The organism is Ruegeria sp. H3 (assembly GCF_056533095.1).
On sequence record NZ_JBQFOD010000022.1, the window covers coordinates 25,180 to 42,939 of the forward strand.

The window sequence follows — 17,760 nt, forward strand, 5'->3', positions numbered from 1 at the left end:
GCCGGCTCACTCCGGCGGTTTGCGCCCTTTGACGAGTTAGCGAGATACATCGGCAGAATTTCGTTCTTCATCCCGTGATGTTCTGGGAATCATGTCATATTGAGATATGGTGCCGTGTATTGCCCTTGATTTTGACGTACCCGAAAATCTGACCTCTCTTGTCACAGGCGTGTAGTCAAAAGTTCAGAAAAGGCGCGTTGATTCACAAACTCGAAAGGTGACCTATGTCTTTCTCCAGCCGCAATCAGATTTCTCGCCGCCAGTTCCTCGCCACAACAACAGCAAGTGTTGCGGCCATTACGTTGCACCCGTTCTCGGCGGCTGCAGCGAGCAACCAGGCGCATCTGAGGATCATGGAAACCACTGACATTCACGTCCATGTCTTCCCCTACGACTATTACGCAGACAAACCCCGCGATACGGTTGGCCTGTCCCGCACCGCGTCGATCATCAATGAGATCCGGTCAGAGGCAACGAACTCTCTGCTAGTCGATAATGGCGACTTTCTACAGGGCAATCCGATGGGTGACTACATCGCCTATGAACGGGGCATGAAAGAAGGCGACAGCCACCCGATCATCACTGCCTTCAACACGGTTGGCTATGATGCCGCGACACTGGGCAATCATGAGTTCAACTACGGCCTGGAGTTCTTGGACAAAGCCCTGGCAGGGGCCGAATTCCCGGTTGTTCTGGCCAATGTCGCCAAGGAAAAAGGCGCGAACCCGCGCGATGACAAAACCTTGGTGAAACCCTACGCGATCCTGGATCGCGAGATCGAAATAGGAGACGGCACCAAGCATCCGATCAAGATCGGGGTGATCGGCTTTACCCCGCCGCAGGTCATGAACTGGGATCGCAAGCACCTTGAGGGCAATGTCGAGGCCCGCGATATCGTCGAGACCGCGCAAGCTTACGTGCCCGAGATGAAGGAACAGGGTTGCGATCTGATCATTGCGCTTTCGCATTCGGGGATTGGCGAGGCCGATCATGCGGACGGGATGGAGAATGCTTCGGTCGTTCTGGCCGGGGTTGATGGTATCGACGCGCTGGTCACTGGCCACAATCACCTTGTCTTCCCATCACCAACCTTTGCGGATCGCCCTGGCATTGACGTGGAAAAGGGCACGCTGATGGGCAAGCCCGCTGTCATGGGCGGCTTCTGGGGTTCCCATCTTGGTCTGCTGGATCTGTTGTTGGAGCGGGATGGAAATCAATGGCGGGTGGTCACCACCACGTCCGAGGCGCGCCCGATTTCCAAACGCAACGAAGATCGTTCCATCACCGCTTTGGTGGGTGATGATCAGACGGTGCTCGACTCGGTTGCGCAGGATCACGATGAAACGCTGGCCTATGTCCGGCGCGCTGTTGGCAAAACCTCGGCCCCGCTGCACAGCTATTTTGCGTTGGTCGCGGATGATCCGTCCGTCCAGATCGTCTCAATCGCGCAAAAATGGTATGTCGAAGAGATGATGAAGGGTACCGAGCACGAAGGCCTGCCGATTCTTTCGGCAGCGGCTCCGTTCAAGGCTGGTGGCCGGGGCGGTCCTGAATACTACACCGATGTTCCAGTCGGTGATGTGGCGATCAAAAACGTGGCTGACCTGTATCTGTACCCCAACACGGTGCGCGCGGTGCGTGTGAACGGCGCTCAGGTCCGGGGCTGGCTAGAGCGGTCGGCGGGCATGTTCAATCAGGTTGAAGTTGGTGCGGAAGATGCGATCCTGCTGAACCCGGATTTCCCGTCCTATAATTTCGACGTGATGGATGGCGTGACCTATCAGATCGACCTATCACAACCCTCGCGATTTGGACCGAAAGGGGAAGAGGTCAACCCAGACGCCGCCCGGATCGTGAACCTTGCCTTCAACGGTGAGCCGGTTACAGATGACATGGAGTTCATCATCGCCACCAACAATTATCGCGCTTCGGGTGGGGGCTCCTTCCCTGGCGCGTTGGGCGATACAGTGGTGTTCGAAGCGCCTGATACCAACCGCGATGTCATAGTGCGCTACATCGTTGAGCAGGGCACCATCGATCCAAAGGCAGACGCCAACTGGTCCTTTGCTCCGCTTGAGGGCACCACGGTTCTGTTTGAAACCGGCCCGAAAGCCCGCGACTATATGAGCGATGTCAAAGGGGTCACGATCGAGGATGCCGGCGAAGGTGCAGACGGGTTTGCCGCCTTCCGGATCAAACTCTGACGCCTGATCCAATTTGATGACTTCTTCCGCCACGGTAATATTGCGGTGGCGGAAGACCCAGTGGCGGAAGGCCTACAAGAAGTTACCAGTTTTTGTAATGATTTCCTGCGCATGGGTATAGGTCACTGCGTGACCTGCCCCTTCGATCACGTGGCTAACTTGATTCCGGTTCCATCTGTCAAAGCGCCTTTGCGCATCAGGATGAGGTATGGTGCTGTCTTGGTCCGCAAAGATTGCCAGAACTTTCACGTTTGAATCTGCAATCGCCTCATGCTCGGCCCTCATCTTGGATGCCAGCACTCCCTTTAATGAGGATAACAGCGCTGGGATGTACCCCCGGTACTCCAGCTCTGCCAGTTGATTCTCAAGGACAAACTGCACGTTCTTGTCATTCGGAAAGTCTCTTGCTGCTCTCTTGAACTGTTTCCACAGGGCGCAGGGTAAAAACTCTGAAATGATTGGATCGGAAAGCCTGGGAATCTGCCGGGCGACGAAGCGGGGGAACGGTTTTTGAACCGCCATGCCAGCCGGAGCAATCAGCAGAAGACGTTCGACGTCACCCGGCCGTTCGCTCACGAAACGCGCGGCAATGGCACCACCCATCGAGTATCCAACGATGTTCAGTTTTTGGTCATTCAGTTTCAGGTGTACCAGTATTTGGGTCAGTTGGCGTGTGAACAGCTCTGCCGTGTGCGCCACATTATCGGGACGGCTGGAATATCCACGCCCGTACAGATCATAGCTGAGGATGCGGTAGCCTTTCTTGCGCAGTTCGGGTTTCAGCGCGGTCCACACATAGCTTGCGGTTGACCACCCGTGAATGCAGATGAGCAAAGGTTTACCTTTGTCGTCCTCTTTGTTGTCTAACTCATAGTAGATTTGGCCATGTTCGAGGTCTAAGAAGCGCCCCGGCAAGGGTTTATGGTCATGGCCCACCATCACCTTGCGCGCGTATTCATCTTTGCGCCATTCCGAGTCCCAAATCCCCATACCCAATCTCCTTAAATCGCATCGGCGTATTCTGTCCGTCGCCGCGATTGCCATCTGAAATGTGCCATGGTGAAGGAGGCGTCGTGCCCTGAATTTCGTCACATCCGCAAAATTGCGGACCAGCTACTTCGGTCAACCACGGCTTGGTTCAGCTCAAAACATTCATTCAAATCGACCATTGCAAGGCTTTCGGCAACGGCCCGTCTGATCAGAGTATACCGGATCAAAGCACACGGCAAAGAGATCACAGATCGACTCTTCAGACTTGACTTTTGCATTGTTGCATCTGATATTTCTGTCATGACAGAAATTATTGACATATCGAAATCCAACGCATCCAGTCAGTTCATCCTATATTGGGGCGATATGGGCACCCAATGGGGCGTCAATCGATCGGTGGCGCAGATCCACGCGCTGCTGTTCCTCAGCACCAAGCCGATGAATGCGGAACAAATCTCCGAGGCGCTTGGGATCGCGCGTTCAAATGTGTCGAACTCTTTGAAAGAACTTGTCAGCTGGCGTTTGATCCGGCGGGTGCCGATTCCGGGTGAGCGGCGCGAACATTTCGAGGCCGAGACCGATGTTTGGGAGATGGTGATCCGCATCGCGCAAGGCCGCAAAGAGCGTGAGATCGATCCCGCTGCTGCAGCCATTCGCACATGTGTCGCGCAGGCTGAAAGCGAAAGTGGGCTAGAGCCGGAGGTATTGCAGCGCATGCAGGCGATGCAGGATTTCTTAAGCACGGCTGACAAGTGGTATCACGACATGCTGACGATTCCTAGGCCCAAGCTGATCATGCTTATGAAGATGGGCAGCAAAGTCGCCTCATTCCTGAAGCTCACGGGGGGCAAGCCAAGCGGCTAAAAATTTTGACCTACAATTTCTCTTCTGACGGAAATAACAGAATGTCCGAAAAACACGAAGTGCAGCCCTTTCAAAACGCGCAGCCTATTGAGGCTGATGTCAAAACGCAGCCATGTGATCGGCACCAAGGGGATACCCGTTTCTTCGAGCTGTTGGGGCAAGACGGATGGAACCGATTGCCCGCGGCGATCAGGCGGCGCTTTAGCAAACGATTGTCTGGAGGTGCCAGTCTTGTTTATCAGGGTCGCGTGTCCGAGATGCAGATGAATCTGGCCGGGCGTTTCCTGGCTTTTGTCATGCGAGCCATAGGCGCACCGCTGCCGTTTGATCGCACATCGGCCGGGCGTTCTGCCGTTGTGGTTGTCACCGAAGACGTTGCAACCGGGGGTCAATTCTGGATCCGGCAATATGGCCGGTCCTCGGGGTTTCCACAGATTGTCAGCAGCTCCAAACGCTTCGACGGCCCAACAGGGTTAGAGGAATACATAGGCTATGGAATTGGCATTGCATTGCGGTTGCAAAGCACCCGGAACGCCTTGCTGTTCATCAGTGACAGCTATTTTGTGAAACTGGGCCGCAGGCGCATCCCTTTGCCCAAATGGGTATGCCCGGGCAATCTTGTCATCGGGCATGAAGAACTGGGTGATGGGCAGTTCAAGTTCACACTGGCACTGACTCATCGGCTGTTGGGTTCGGTCATATATCAGGATGCGGTCTTCTTCGATGCCGAGATCGTTGAGGCGACCGATGCCTGATCTTCCAAACCACACCATGAAGGTTGTGATCATCGGTGGATATGGCGTCTTTGGTGCGTTGACTGCCCGTTTGCTTGCGCGCGATGGGCATCAACTGTGGTTGGCCGGCCGGCAACCTTCGAAGGGTTGCGCTCTTGCCCGCGAACTCGGGGCAGAGACCCTGGCGGTCGATATTCACTCTGCACCCGAAATCATTTTCAGTGTCGCGCCGGATGTTGTCATAGATGCGGCGGGGCCGTTCCAACATTATGGCCAGGATCCATATCTTGTCCCGCGCTTATGTGTTCAGCACGGCTGCCACTATCTGGATCTGTCCGACAGTTCAGAATTCACAATGGGTATCGCGGGGCTGAACGCACAGGCCGAGGCCGCAAATGTCTTTGTGCTTTCGGGCGCGTCCAGCGTACCCGGCCTGTCCTCGATCATCGTTGAAGATCTGATCGACAGGCTGGACAAGATCGACCTTATCGACATTGCAATACTGCCGGGCAACCGGGCGCCGCGTGGAATGTCGGTGATCAAGAGCATTGTCAGCGGCGTTGGCTGCCCCTCACAGGTTCTTCGGGATGGCAGTTGGCAGACCGTGCGGGGCTGGACAGATCGCAAAATCTACTCGCTTGCGCCGGGTCTGCGGCGCGCTGGGTATTTCGTGGACGTCCCCGACATACACCTGCTGTCCAATAGAATTGCCGCTTCAACAGTCATGTTTCGGGCCGGGTTGGAATTGGGGGTGATGAATGCATCGCTGTCCGCATTGGCCTGGTTCCGCCGCCGCTGGCGCCTTTCCCTGCCAGACATGGCCTATTCGGCGCTCTACTGGTTGTCGAAAGCGCTTTATCCGTTTGGAACTGATCGCGGGGGGATGCAGGTGCATGTCACGGGGCGGAAAAACGGGCAGCGCATCACCCGAACATGGACCCTGATCGCCGAGGACGGAGATGGCCCGTTTGTGCCGGGTATCACCTGTCGTGCAATCCTGCGCGGGACTGTCAAACCGCGTTCAGGTGCGCGCCCGTGTTTGGCTGAGATACCCAGGCGTGTTGTTGAAGACGCCATGAGCGATCTGGCGATTGCTATTCGGTTGGACAAGACGGTCTAACCCAGCCCTTCTTGATCGGTTTTTGCGAAGGAATTATCTGGTCCAGATGACAGCTCAGAACAACAACAGTGTGGTTCGCAAACGGCTTTGGGCGCTGGCTATTTTCATTGGTGCGCTGTGGGCGATACAGGTCATCAACTGGGCGCTGGGCTATCGTTTGAACCTGGCCTTCGGTTTGATCCCCCGGCATATCGGCGGGATTGACGGGATTTTCGGGATGCCGGTTCTGCACGCCAGCTTCTCTCATCTCATGTCCAACACACCGCCACTTGTGTTGATGGGCGCGTTGCTTGCGTTGACCGCAACGCGCGCGCTTCTGTTGGTGAATGCCGTCATTATCGCCCTGGGCGGCGCGCTCGTTTGGCTTTTTGGCAGCAACGCCATCCATATCGGCGCATCTGGTCTGGTGTTTGGGTGGTTCGGGTTTCTTGTCGCGCGTGGTGTGGTCGACAGGTCTCTGGTGACGCTTGGGGCCGCGTTCTTGGTGGCTTTGGTCTATGGTTCGATCATCTGGGGCGTTTTGCCCGGCCAACCGGGTGTCTCGTGGGAGGCGCATCTGTTTGGTGCCCTGGCCGGAGCCGTTGCAGCCCTTGTGATCCGCACCCATGTTCATGCGCCGCGTATCTCGAATGTCGAACAATGATAGGGGCGTCCGATAAGGACGACTGGAAGAGACATGCTTGCGGTCATCTTTGGCTCGATCCCTAAAAACGATAGCTGATTGCGGGCTTGCCGGCCGGGTAAGCATTTAAGATCGCGGGTGGGGTTGAATTCAAGTCTCGTATGATACATCTGTGTCTCATGAGTGTAATTCGTCCAACCACCAAAGATGCCATCATCGAAGCCGCGTTCGAGGTTTTTTCGCAAAACCAAGCCGCCTCACTTGGCGATGTCGCACAGCATGCCGGCGTGGGCCGTGCGACGCTGCATCGGCATTTCCCCGGACGGCCCGAACTGATGCGCGCCTTGGCAAAGATTGCAATGGCCGAACTTGATGAAGCCGTTGAACAGGCCACGGCAGATGCAACAAGCTATGAAGAAGGCTTTCGGCTGTCACTGCACGCAATTGTTCCACTGGCAAACCGTCAGTTGTTTCTGGCCAATGAGGGGTTGGAGGCAGACCCTGAAATAGCCGCAGCCTATGACAAAGGCCTTCAGGAGCTTCGGCGCGATGTCGACGCGGCCAAACAAGAAGGCGCGTTTGACCCGAACGTTCCAACTGACTGGATTGTCGAGGCCTATGAAAACCTCATCTACGCCGCCTGGTCCCTTGTCCAATCCGGCGAGGCAACAGCCAAGCAAGCTGCCGATTTGGCCTGGCGGACACTTTCCCAAGGATTGAAAGGAGAGGCGTAATGAACCTCGAAACCCTGACCACACAGATCGACGAGGTGTTCTTTCTGATCGGCGCTGCGATCTTGTTGATCGAAATCGCCGAGATGATTTTCAAAGGCGATTTCAAAGCCAAGACCTTTGGCGAAATGCTGGCAAGCGCATCGACCCAGATCCCGTATCTGTTGGTCGAAACCTTTGTTCTGACTGGGGCCTACGGGCTGTATTGGATCATCTCTCAGGGTCTGCCATGGACCATCCCCGTGACCTGGTGGAGCGTGATTTTGGTGATCGTGCTGGCCGACATCACCTATTATTGGGAACACCGGATTGCCCACGAGGTGCGCCTGCTTTGGACCCAGCATGCGGTGCATCATTCCTCGCGCGATATGAACATCATCACCGGTATCCGATTTGGCCCCTTGGAAGGCGTATGGTCCCTGATCGCCCATATTCCGCTGGCCCTTATGGGGTTCGCACCCGAGGCAATTGTGTTTGGCGTGATCGCAGTGCTGGCTTATCAGACATGGCTGCACACGGAACTGATCGGCAAGCTGGGGCCGGTTGAATATGTGATGAACACGCCGTCTCATCACCGTGTCCACCACGGGTGTGATGACAAGTATCTGGACAAAAATTATGGTGGTATCTTCATCATCTGGGATCGGATCTGGGGCACATTCCAGATCGAGGAAGAGACCCCCCGCTATGGCCTGACACGCGATTTTGACAGCCGGAACCCGATCAAAGTCTGGTTCTCGGAATGGCCGGACCTGATCCGGGATATTGCCCGGTCAAAGAGCATCCAAGAAGCTTTCTCTACTCTGATCAGGCCTCCGGGCTGGGAGCCGAAGAAGTGATCAGACGCGGGGTTACAATGGATCGCAGAGATTTCATAGCCGCAGCTTTGGGTGCCTTGACGTCTGGCTTTGTGCCCATTGCCGGGGCTGCAAAAGGCACACGTACTGCAACCGGATACATCCGAACAAATTGGAGCCGCGATCCATATAGCCTTGGGTCCTATTCCTATCTTGCCAAAGGATCGTGGCGTAAGGATCACGCAGCCCTTGGCCGTCCAGTCGGTGATCGTCTGTTTTTTGCAGGCGAGGCCACCCATCCATCCTATAACAGCACGGTGCATGCCGCCTATGAATCCGGGATCATGGCGTCAGAGGCGGTTTCTGAAACAGGTGCCAAAACCGTTGCTATCATTGGCGCGGGGATGAGCGGGCTTGCCGCCGCGGATGCGCTGGCAAGGCGCGGATATGATATCACGATCTGGGAAGCGCGCGACCGTATTGGTGGACGCATCTGGACCGACAATCGCCTTGGCGCAGCGCTTGATCTGGGAGCGAGCTGGATACACGGCACCGATGGCAATCCGCTAACACAGCTTGCGAAATCACAGGGCGTAGCAACCCTGGCAACGACGGATAGCTATGTCATTCGTGGCAGTGACGGGCGCGAAATACCGGATGATGATACCCCTGATTGGATTGATAATGTTGTGTCCGTTCAGCACAGCGCGGGCGCGGATACTGCCGAGATCAATGTCTTGGCCTATCTGCGGGATACCGACTATGGCGGGGAAGAGGTGGTCTTCCCGGGGGGCTATGCACAGCTGCTTGACGCGTTTGCCAGCGATTACGACATCCAGTTGAATCGCGAATTGGCGCGTGTCGAGTTTGATGGCGAAGGGGTTCGGTTGGAAGATAAGGCGGGGCAATCGGACAGGTTCGACACAGTCATCGTGACGGTTCCGTTGGGTGTGCTGAAACAGGGTTCGATCACTTTCTCTCCGCCTTTACCAAATAGAAAGCAAAGCGCCATCGAAAGTCTCGGTATGGGCACGTTAGACAAAGTGTATCTGCGGTATGAAGATGTCTTTTGGGATGCCGACAAAACATGGATCATCACGCCGGAAACCGGTTTGCCGCAGGGCCAATTCAACCAATGGCTAAACCTTTATCCCTATACCGGGCAGCCGATCATCATGGCCTTTAACGGCGCACAGCCTGCGCGGGATTTGGCGAATTTGTCTGATGCAAAGATTGTCGAACGCGCCCAGAAAACACTCGACACTGCATATCCTATTTTTGATTAGCGGTCGCCGCACCTCTGCAAGGCGTCGTATTCTCTTAAATCTGGCGTTCCCAATCCTTATTCAGCAGTGACGGCCAGTTTCAAAAGCTGCGCTGCAGAGCTTTCTATTTCCGCCCAGTATTGTAATAAGTTCTACCAAACCGAAGAGCGGCATCATGACTGGTGATTGATGACGCCTACAGATCGTAAATCAAGGCCGTTAAAGTAGCTTTACAAACACCCGGTATTTCAATCTTCTTGCGCTCAGCGCCTCTGGGCCAGTTGAAGATTGTATCTGAAATTTTGGAGTATTCCTGTGCTTTCCAACAATGGTTTTCAAGGTGGTCAGAGCGACCCGGGAGAGTTCGTCAGCATATGGCTGGTGATCCGGCGCAATCTGCTTCCGGTGGCCTTCCTGTTTGGAATCGCAGTGATTTTGACGTCTCTGTACATGCGGACGGTTCCTGACAGGTATCGCACTGTCGCCCAGATGGTGCTGTCTTTGTCAGAGACACGATACAGTGACACGACGGGGCGTCTTGAAACCATTGAACTGGGTCGATCAAGTATCGAGACCGAGATCGAAAAGCTCAAGTCGCGCGATTTCGCTGGTCAAGTGGCGGAAACACTGGGCTTGTTTGAGGATGATAGTTTCGTTTCGCGCATAAACCCCGATACCGGGCTCGAACAACCTGCTGCACTTCACCGCGAAGCTGTGATTGACAAAGTTCTGGGCTCATACAGCCTGTCCCGCGCTGGCGAAAGCCTGGCGATTTCAGTGGAGGGTCGGTCCACAGATGCCGAACTGTCTGCTGCTTTGGCCAATACGGTCATCACGCAGTACATAAGTAACGAGCTTGGCGAACGCATTGATCGATTAGACAAAAACATCGATGACGTACGGCGGCGTGTCAATTTGCTGGGCGAAGAACTTACCAGCAACGAAGCGGACCTGGCGAATTTTATCCGCTCGGACAATCTGGATGACGAGCAGCTGCTGGATCAATTGCGCAGCGCGGCCGAGCGGGCCCGCACCATCCTGTCCATTGGTCTGGAGCAAAACGTTCCGCCGGAAGAAGAACTGGCGTTGCGTGAAGAACTGGCCGCCGCTGAGGAACGGCTTCAACTCAGAACCCGGCAAGAGCTGACGCTGCTGCGTAAGGAGCGGGAAATCGAGCTGCTCAGATCGCGGTATCAGGCCTCGGTTGATGAGTTGAATCTGCTCGAAACCCGAAGCGGCCAGATCGAAGCAGGCACAAGCCAGGTGTCCGTCGCCCGCGTTCCACAAGTGCCATACGCGCCCAATCGTGCGCTGACCGTTGCGCTGGCCGGAGCAATGTCGATCATGATCGGCTTTGTTCTGGCACTGATCCGGGAAGGGCTTGATCGAACAATCAAGACCGAGAAACAGATCTTCAATGCGACAGGGCTGCAGAATCTTGGCTATTTCGTAAAGCAGAAATACGGGCCCAAAGGGCGTGCTGCTGCTGTGTTCGAGCCGATTGAGAACCCGCGGACCCCTCTGGCAGAAACGGCACGCGGGATTCTGACCAACTGTATCAAGTTTCAACACTCGAAGGTGGTGCTGGTTTCATCGGCGCTGCCCAACGAAGGAAAATCGTTCATCAGTACGGTGCTGGCGACCACGGCGGCCGCAGATGGAATGAATGTCGCCCTTGTTGATCTGGATGTGTACCGAAAAGGGGCAACCAAGCTTCTGATCCCGGACAGCGCTGATATCAAATGCTCGGACCTGTACTCGTATGACATCGTTCCGCAACAGGTTGTTGGCGCCCAGGATGCGCCGGGTAAGCTGGACCTGATCACGGTCGAATCCCCAACGCGCGAGCTGACAGATGATGCCGAAATGAAGCTGCGCAAGCTGAAGGACACGCTGACATCCAGGTACGATCTGGTGGTGATCGATACCCCGCCCGCGCTGGTCATGGATGAGGTCTATCGGAACAACACTTTGATCGATGCCGCGATCCTTGTGGTTCGCTGGGGCAGATCGCCCCAAGACGCCGTGCAGGCGGTCACGCGGCGCCTATCTCAGGCCGATGTCAATGTCATCGGAACCATCTTGAATGACGTCGATCCCAAAAAGTTCCGCTGGATCGGATATGAAGGCTACTATGGGCACTATGACTATTACAAATAGTGAACTAAAATTCAAAATCACATGTATTCAAGATTTGGTATAGGGCGCGATTCGAACATGTTGAAAATAAGAAGGTAAGGTTTGTAAGCAAAAAGAAATAAAATAGAAATTTATTGCAGCGGAAAATTAATGGTAATAATTTCTGCAATGCTTTTACCTTAGATAAATATTTAACTAGTTTGTATGTTGGTAAAGAGGAAAGTAGAGTTGAAGTATCGCGCTGAGATTGATGGTTTAAGAGCAATTGCCGTCATACCTGTCATTTTGTTTCACGCTGGATACAGCGTGTTTGATGGCGGCTTCGTTGGCGTGGACGTCTTTTTCGTTATTAGCGGATACTTGATTACGACAATACTTGTCGAAGATATTGTAAATGACCGTTTCAGTATAAGGCGATTTTACGAAAGGCGCGCACGCCGAATTCTGCCAATACTCTATACTGTCGTTCTCTTGACGCTGATCGCATCTTTCTTCATTTTATATCCAGCCAATATGATATCGCTTGGGAAAAGCGCAATATCTATCCCATTCTTCTCTTCCAACTTCTATTTCTGGTCAGAAAGGGGTTACTTTGCAGGCGGCACTGACCTAAAGCCATTGGTTCATACCTGGAGCTTAGCGGTCGAAGAACAATTTTATATTGTTTTCCCTTTCTTCCTGCTTTTCATGTATCGACTTGGGTCCAAAACACTAATTTGGGCCATGTTGGGAATATTCATTGTTTCCCTATTTGCATCATATTTTGTTACTCAGATACATTTTGACACGGCATTCTACTTCCCATTCACAAGAGCATGGGAGCTCCTTATGGGCTCGTTTTGCGCTTTACTCCTAATCAAGAAACCAGTGGCGCTCACTTGGGCAGTTGCAGATATGCTAAGCGGTCTTGGCTTGGCGCTGGTGTTTTATGCCTATCTTACATTCGATAGTAGCACCCTTTTCCCTTCGATCACGGCATTTGTCCCTACCATCGGAACGGCAATCTTTATTGTTTCATCTCAGCGCTCCAGGCTGTTTCGTGGGATGCTGTCATCATCGGTCGTCGTCTATGTCGGTCTTATCAGTTATTCCCTGTACTTGTGGCATCAACCTATTTTTTCGCTGGCGCGGCATCTGAGTGTGTTCGAAGAAAATGTCCTGTTGCTGATCGTCGCAAGCGCGCTGGTGTCTGTGATGTCGTACCATTTTCTGGAAAAACCGTTTCGAAACTCGGTTCGCGTCAGCACCAAAACAATCGTAGTTATTAGTTTCGCGGGCGCAGTGCTTATCGTTTTGCTGGGTGGCTTAATCGTCTTAAAAAATGGATTTCCGTCAAGGTACGCTCCGGCCGATCAAAGGCTCTTGATACAACTTTCGGACTACAAGGGGTATAATCAGGCAAGGTTCGATGATCTGAAATTTAGAGAATTCTCATCAGATGAAGCCACTAAAGTCGTGCTTATTGGTGATAGTTTTGCAAAGGACTTTATGAACATTGTGGCCGAAAGCGATATGTTCGAGAACTACGAATTCTCAACGCGTCAGATCAACTCTGAATGCGGCAACTTGCTGCTTCCGCGTTATGAGGAGATCGAGAAAAATATCCCTGAAAACAGAGTTGAACGTTGCAACTTTCTTGGTCGTTATGAAGGTGAGGCCTTTGATGAAATTCTGGCAGGCGCTGATGAAATATGGATTGTTTCAGCCTGGAAAGACTGGGTTGTTGAATACTTGCCGAGATCATTAGAGAACATTCGCGCCAAGTATCCAATTCCGGTCCGGGTGATTGGTTACAAAGATTTCGGGCCACATTCCGGCGCCTATGCGTTATCCGTCCAACCCGATCAACGACCAGAATACGCTCACCCTGTTGTCGCAGAAGCGATCAGAATCTCAGACTTGGTAGACGAAGCCCTTGGCTCCTACGAGTTTTATTACCCAATCATGGATGATCTTTGCGGGGGTGATCGTCATAACTGCCATGTCTTCACCGAAGAGGGTCTGCTAATGTCCGCTGATGGTGGGCACCTGACCAAAGAAGGGGCAATCGAGGCTGGTAGACGGCTGAGAGCAACGCTGTTGTCAATCAAGGCAAAGCCCTGAAACTATGTGAAGTCGGTGTAATCTTGTTGGCTGAAATACTGGTGAGGACTTGGTGGATGAGAAGCAAAAAGAGTCCAAAAAACAAACTGATCAGGAATGCAAGCGCACGTGGCCGAGTCTCCCTGTGGCGTCGCCTATTTTTACTCCGCACAGTTGCTCTTGTACTTGCGTGCTGGCTCTTGCCCCTCGACGCAGTTCACGCTCAGGACGGCCCCCGTACCTTCCCTCCCAAGCTACCCGACGGGTCGCAGAGGGCTTTCCCAACCGCCGAGGGCCACGGCGCGGCGGCAAAGGGTGGGCGTGGTGGTCGTGTCTTGTATGTGACGAATACGGGCGAATACGGCCCAGGGTCGCTGCGCGAGTGTATCAATGAGGTCGGTCCTAGAACATGCGTCTTCCGGACTGCCGGTACGATTGTTTTGGAAAATGAATCGCTGGTTGTCTCAAATCCCTATCTTACAATTGCAGGGGAAACCGCGCCCGGCGGGGGGATCGCCATTCGAAACGGACCTGAACAACTTAGGCCGTCACTTGAGATTCACACGCATGACGTCATTGTTCGGCACATTCGTGTGCGCCCTGGGCCACATAAGTTGGAATCTTGTTGCTCTGGTGCAATCGGCGTTTACAAGCGTGCAAGCCGGGATGTGATCTTTGACCACGTTTCGGCAAGCTGGGGCAGCGACGAGACCATGGATTCCGAATACGCGGAACGTTTGACGATCCAGTGGAGCATTTTTAGTGAACCTCTGCTTAATGGCGGGCCAGGTAAAAAAAATCGCGCGCGCAACTTTCTGCTGACTCGCGGAGGTGATTTCAGCGTTCATCATAATCTGTTCTCGCATGGGCTTTTTCGCAATCCGCAAATCGCGCCGCAAACCCCTGGAACTACGTCAGAAATTGTGAACAACCTGATGTATTCGCCCCAATGGCAATATGTGATTACGCTGATGAACAATCGGGGCGAGGTGGCAGCGAACGTCATCGGGAACCACAAACTAAGTGGCGAAGAAGTCCTGTCTGACAAGCTCGTACATCTGTTTGATTACGGAGAGTTTGGATTCAGAATATTCCTGCAAGACAATTTGGATGAAAAGAATCGAACAACAAAGGAGCTGCCAGAGTATCTGGTCATCGCGCCTGAATTTCGGAACTACCTTGTTGATGCTCCGGTCATCGAACCCTTGGTACATGCAGACCCGGTCGATACGGTTTATGAAAACGTACTGAGAAACGCAGGCGCAACCCGCCCGCAGCGAGATGCGGTAGACCGGCGTGTTGTGTCCGAAGTTAGATCTCGGTCGGGGCGCATCCTGAAGAAAAATCCCGAAAAGGTTGGGGGATGGCCGAACCTCGAGATCGCATTGCCCTATCTGGACGTTGATGTTGATGGTATGGACGATGAATGGGAACTTAGGTGGGGCCTGGACCCGACCGATCCCCTGGACGGTCTGGGCGATATGGACGGGGATGGCTGGAGCAATTTTGAAGAGTTCCTGCACGAGTTGGCCGGTGACGGCGTGGGCATGGCGCATTAAGCTTTGATGAATTTGGCGGGAAAGCCAACGGCTTCAATGACAAAGGTTGAACGACGCTATGAGGAGTATTGAAGCACTCAAACGACCCCGATCCTCGCTGGAAAGCGCTGAGCTATTTTGCATTGTATTGGGCGTTTTGTTTTCCTCTTTCGCGTCTCTGCGCCACCCAGGTGCTTCTTTTACGGTAAGCGATTTTTTTATAACCTGTGGGCTGCTTTTTCGGTGCTTAAGGTCGATCCCTCTCTCTCCAATGCAGGCGGCTTCTTCGATGTGGTGGCTGGGTATCGCGATGTTGCTGTGTGGCTTGTTGATGGGAAGCATTGCCTATGGGAACCCGGCCGATGCTTTCGTCGTTTTGGTTCAGTACTTCTTTTCATTTGTTGTGCTGCCTTTGGCGATACTAGCTCGCCCGCATGATGAGGCGATTTTGTTGGCAAAAATCGGCATCTTGTCTGTCGCGGTTAACGTCCTTGTAGGTCTGGGTGCATATTCCGTGGGATATAGTGGCGAAGGCAGTCGTCAACTTGCCTTGGTCGCAGGGAACAATCGCGTCTCCGGGTTGACAGATAATGCAAATGCACTTGCTGCAATAATCGTGTTGTGGTTCCCGGTGATCTGGTATCTGGGTCTGGTCCGTGCGTTCAAACCCGTTCTGTTTTCTTGTGCCTTCGCGCTAACCTTTGTTGGGCTCATTTTCACAAGCTCAAACTCGAACCTGGCGGGCGCGTTGATCAGCGGTGTGATCTACCTTTTCTTGCTGGGTAAGTTCCGCATCTTCTTTATTTGGACTGCCGTGGTTTCTGTAACGGCTTGGATTGGAATAACTTTCGCAGAGAAAATTCTTCCGCAGAAGTTCGTAGAACGTGTTCTGAGCCCACTTCAACAAGGCGATATTAAAAATGCTGGAACCTTTGATGATCGCGCTGAGTTGATGGTTGAAGCGTGGCGATTTTTACCTGATTACTATACGCTGGGCATGGGTGCCGGACAATATCGAGAACTCAGCTCGCACGATTTGCCTGTACACAATCTATATCTGTTGCTGGCGAACGAAGGTGGTTTGATTTCTCTAATTGGTTTGTTGGTTCTGTATTTGGCAGCTGTTACATATGCGACGCTTGCAGGTCCAGAAACACCCAACAGAATCGTGGCGCGCACCACTGTAATAACGGCTACGCTGACCTTTGCTGCATTGATGATGAATTTCACGCATATCTACCAACGCGCCTATATTGTGCCCTGGATTGTTTCAATCGGGTTATTGTACAGTCACAAACGACCGGATTGGCTGTATAACGTGCAGGCACACGGGCGTTCGGATGGGCTGCACATTGAACGCAAGTGGAACGCCCGCTGAAATGGAGCGTTTGCAGATATTCATGTTCGGAAGATATGGTGCAAGGAGAGGACTCAATTTTTTGCAGTATTTAGTTGGTAAATATGCATAAAATGGCGTGTGGTTTTCCCTGATACCCCAAACGATACCCCCGGGCACACATCTATTAGGAGGTTCGAGTGCAGTACGATGACCCACATTTGGGCCATTTCGGGCCTGAAGGAACATACAAAAACCTCGCCAGATCGACAATCTATAGCTATTCTTGATGGATCTGGAACCGGGCAACCGCAACCGGGGCATCGCGATACTCCTTATCAAAGGAGTTATCGTGATGAGGATACTATTGAAGAAGGTGCTCAAAGAGTTGGTTTTGTATTCGCCCCAACACATCGCCAGTTTGGCGAAAGCAGGCAAATTCCCCGAGCGGGTACAGCTGGGTTCAAACCGAGTGGGACGGATTGTGAGCGAAGTATTGGACTGACTTAGGTTACTCATCTTTGATACCAAACTTGCGCTTAGCAACCAGCCTTTCCCCATCAAATCCCAGCACATGAACTACTGTATCTTTAGCCGTTCCTTGTTCGGGGAACGGGACGTTGAAGATGGCTTCCTTGTCATCATCAACACCAATCGTCTCTATTGGGCGCCCGTCTAAGTAGATATCGCAGGATGTCAGCCCCAACGAGCGCAAAATCAACACTGCGCTTGCCCCACTTGTATCGACTAACACATCCATCTTGCGCGGCTTGCCCTGTTTGAGCAATTGAACCGCGCTGTTGATCAAATCCTGGTTGTGCCCCATCACATCACGTCGGGTCATCCGGTGCAGAAAATGCGGCTTGACGCCAAGATCCTCCAACGGTTCCCCCGCCTGAGCCCCGACGCTCATCAAGCGGCGAAAAGAGAGGTTCATGCGCGCGCCATCTGGGAGGGGTTCATACGGTCCGGTGGGCCACATAGAGACCAAGGCACTGTGCTCTACAACATTCGCTCCGCCTGCGCCTGTTCGTTCGTCCACTCCCAGGACGGTTCCAATCTCATGATCTTTGAAGCCTGCCGCGAACATATCGCAAGCGCTATAACAGTAGGCATCTGTAATTAGCACGACGGGACCAAAGTAAATTTGACCAATTGAATTGATCTTGTCTGCCGGCGATAAGGGAAAACCTTTTGAGAACAAAGCTCCGGTTTGCAATGCCTGTTGCAGAGAGTCGCGCCATGGGGCTAGGTTCTGGACCCATTAATTTGGTTGCCGTCATCTCGGCTGCGTGATTCAAACCCCTGAGTTTCAGGGGTATAACATGAGTAATCTAT

14 protein-coding genes are annotated in these 17,760 nt (G+C 53.1%); 12 read left to right on the plus strand and 2 right to left on the minus strand.

Translation table 11 applies throughout. The annotated features are described in order from the left end of the window. Positions 1-224 precede the first annotated feature (224 nt). Positions 225-2,204: a bifunctional 2',3'-cyclic-nucleotide 2'-phosphodiesterase/3'-nucleotidase gene (locus ACR0JE_RS18685; protein WP_480865228.1), complete on the plus strand. Its 1,980-nt coding sequence runs from the start codon at positions 225-227 to the stop codon at positions 2,202-2,204. Positions 2,205-2,276: 72 nt separating this feature from the next. On the opposite strand, the gene ACR0JE_RS18690 is transcribed toward ACR0JE_RS18685, so the two are convergent. After that, the gene (locus tag ACR0JE_RS18690) at positions 2,277-3,194 is read right to left on the minus strand and encodes an alpha/beta fold hydrolase (protein WP_480865229.1); all 918 of its coding nucleotides are present in this window, start codon (positions 3,192-3,194) and stop codon (positions 2,277-2,279) included. 300 nt (positions 3,195-3,494) lie between these two features. On the opposite strand from ACR0JE_RS18690, the gene ACR0JE_RS18695 reads away from it, so the two are divergent. The 11 genes from ACR0JE_RS18695 (at position 3,495) to ACR0JE_RS18745 (ending at position 16,464) form a co-directional block, all read left to right on the plus strand. Continuing rightward, positions 3,495-4,058, plus strand: a complete 564-nt coding sequence (locus ACR0JE_RS18695; RefSeq protein ID WP_480545281.1) for a GbsR/MarR family transcriptional regulator — start codon at positions 3,495-3,497, stop codon at positions 4,056-4,058. Positions 4,059-4,099: 41 nt separating this feature from the next. Next, positions 4,100-4,813 carry a DUF4166 domain-containing protein gene (locus tag ACR0JE_RS18700; RefSeq protein ID WP_480865230.1) on the plus strand — a complete coding sequence of 238 codons (714 nt, stop codon included), beginning with the start codon at positions 4,100-4,102 and terminating at the stop codon, positions 4,811-4,813. Further along, on the plus strand, positions 4,806-5,912 hold the full coding sequence (locus ACR0JE_RS18705; protein WP_480865231.1) for a saccharopine dehydrogenase family protein: 1,107 nt from the start codon (positions 4,806-4,808) through the stop codon (positions 5,910-5,912). The genes ACR0JE_RS18700 and ACR0JE_RS18705 overlap by 8 nt, the downstream gene beginning before the upstream one ends. Before the next feature lie 46 nt (positions 5,913-5,958). After that, entirely contained in the window at positions 5,959-6,555 is a 597-nt protein-coding gene (locus ACR0JE_RS18710) for a rhomboid family intramembrane serine protease (protein ID WP_480865232.1), read from the plus strand. A 158-nt stretch (positions 6,556-6,713) separates the two neighbouring features. After that, positions 6,714-7,268, plus strand: coding sequence for a TetR/AcrR family transcriptional regulator (locus tag ACR0JE_RS18715; protein WP_480550311.1), 555 nt, complete (start codon positions 6,714-6,716; stop codon positions 7,266-7,268). Then, the gene (locus ACR0JE_RS18720; RefSeq protein WP_480545286.1) at positions 7,268-8,104 is read left to right on the plus strand and encodes a sterol desaturase family protein; all 837 of its coding nucleotides are present in this window, start codon (positions 7,268-7,270) and stop codon (positions 8,102-8,104) included. The genes ACR0JE_RS18715 and ACR0JE_RS18720 overlap by 1 nt, the downstream gene beginning before the upstream one ends. A 17-nt stretch (positions 8,105-8,121) precedes the next feature. Continuing rightward, entirely contained in the window at positions 8,122-9,348 is a 1,227-nt protein-coding gene (locus tag ACR0JE_RS18725) for a flavin monoamine oxidase family protein (protein WP_480865233.1), read from the plus strand. A gap of 294 nt (positions 9,349-9,642) precedes the next feature. Next, positions 9,643-11,487 (plus strand): GumC family protein, encoded by a 1,845-nt coding sequence (locus tag ACR0JE_RS18730; RefSeq protein ID WP_480865234.1) that lies wholly within the window; start codon positions 9,643-9,645, stop codon positions 11,485-11,487. A 207-nt stretch (positions 11,488-11,694) separates the two neighbouring features. Further along, the gene (locus ACR0JE_RS18735; RefSeq protein ID WP_480865235.1) at positions 11,695-13,569 is read left to right on the plus strand and encodes an acyltransferase family protein; all 1,875 of its coding nucleotides are present in this window, start codon (positions 11,695-11,697) and stop codon (positions 13,567-13,569) included. 179 nt (positions 13,570-13,748) lie between these two features. Beyond that, positions 13,749-15,107: a hypothetical protein gene (locus ACR0JE_RS18740; RefSeq protein ID WP_480865236.1), complete on the plus strand. Its 1,359-nt coding sequence runs from the start codon at positions 13,749-13,751 to the stop codon at positions 15,105-15,107. A 268-nt stretch (positions 15,108-15,375) separates the two neighbouring features. Then, positions 15,376-16,464, plus strand: a complete 1,089-nt coding sequence (locus tag ACR0JE_RS18745) for an O-antigen ligase family protein (RefSeq protein ID WP_480865237.1) — start codon at positions 15,376-15,378, stop codon at positions 16,462-16,464. A 469-nt stretch (positions 16,465-16,933) separates the two neighbouring features. On the opposite strand, the gene ACR0JE_RS18750 is transcribed toward ACR0JE_RS18745, so the two are convergent. Beyond that, on the minus strand, positions 16,934-17,641 hold the full coding sequence (locus ACR0JE_RS18750) for a S41 family peptidase (RefSeq protein WP_480865238.1): 708 nt from the start codon (positions 17,639-17,641) through the stop codon (positions 16,934-16,936). Positions 17,642-17,760: the final 119 nt, after the last annotated feature.

Excerpts from the sequence above, each read along its gene's own strand:
- ACR0JE_RS18685 (WP_480865228.1), top strand. The coding sequence starts at position 225 with ATGTCTTTCTCCAGCCGCAATCAGATTTCTCGCCGCCAGTTCCTCGCC.
- ACR0JE_RS18690 (WP_480865229.1), bottom strand. The coding sequence starts at position 3,194 with ATGGGGATTTGGGACTCGGAATGGCGCAAAGATGAATACGCGCGCAAG.
- ACR0JE_RS18695 (WP_480545281.1), top strand. The coding sequence starts at position 3,495 with ATGACAGAAATTATTGACATATCGAAATCCAACGCATCCAGTCAGTTC.
- ACR0JE_RS18700 (WP_480865230.1), top strand. The coding sequence starts at position 4,100 with ATGTCCGAAAAACACGAAGTGCAGCCCTTTCAAAACGCGCAGCCTATT.
- ACR0JE_RS18705 (WP_480865231.1), top strand. The coding sequence starts at position 4,806 with ATGCCTGATCTTCCAAACCACACCATGAAGGTTGTGATCATCGGTGGA.
- ACR0JE_RS18710 (WP_480865232.1), top strand. The coding sequence starts at position 5,959 with ATGACAGCTCAGAACAACAACAGTGTGGTTCGCAAACGGCTTTGGGCG.
- ACR0JE_RS18715 (WP_480550311.1), top strand. The coding sequence starts at position 6,714 with ATGAGTGTAATTCGTCCAACCACCAAAGATGCCATCATCGAAGCCGCG.
- ACR0JE_RS18720 (WP_480545286.1), top strand. The coding sequence starts at position 7,268 with ATGAACCTCGAAACCCTGACCACACAGATCGACGAGGTGTTCTTTCTG.
- ACR0JE_RS18725 (WP_480865233.1), top strand. The coding sequence starts at position 8,122 with ATGGATCGCAGAGATTTCATAGCCGCAGCTTTGGGTGCCTTGACGTCT.
- ACR0JE_RS18745 (WP_480865237.1), top strand. The coding sequence starts at position 15,376 with ATGTGGTGGCTGGGTATCGCGATGTTGCTGTGTGGCTTGTTGATGGGA.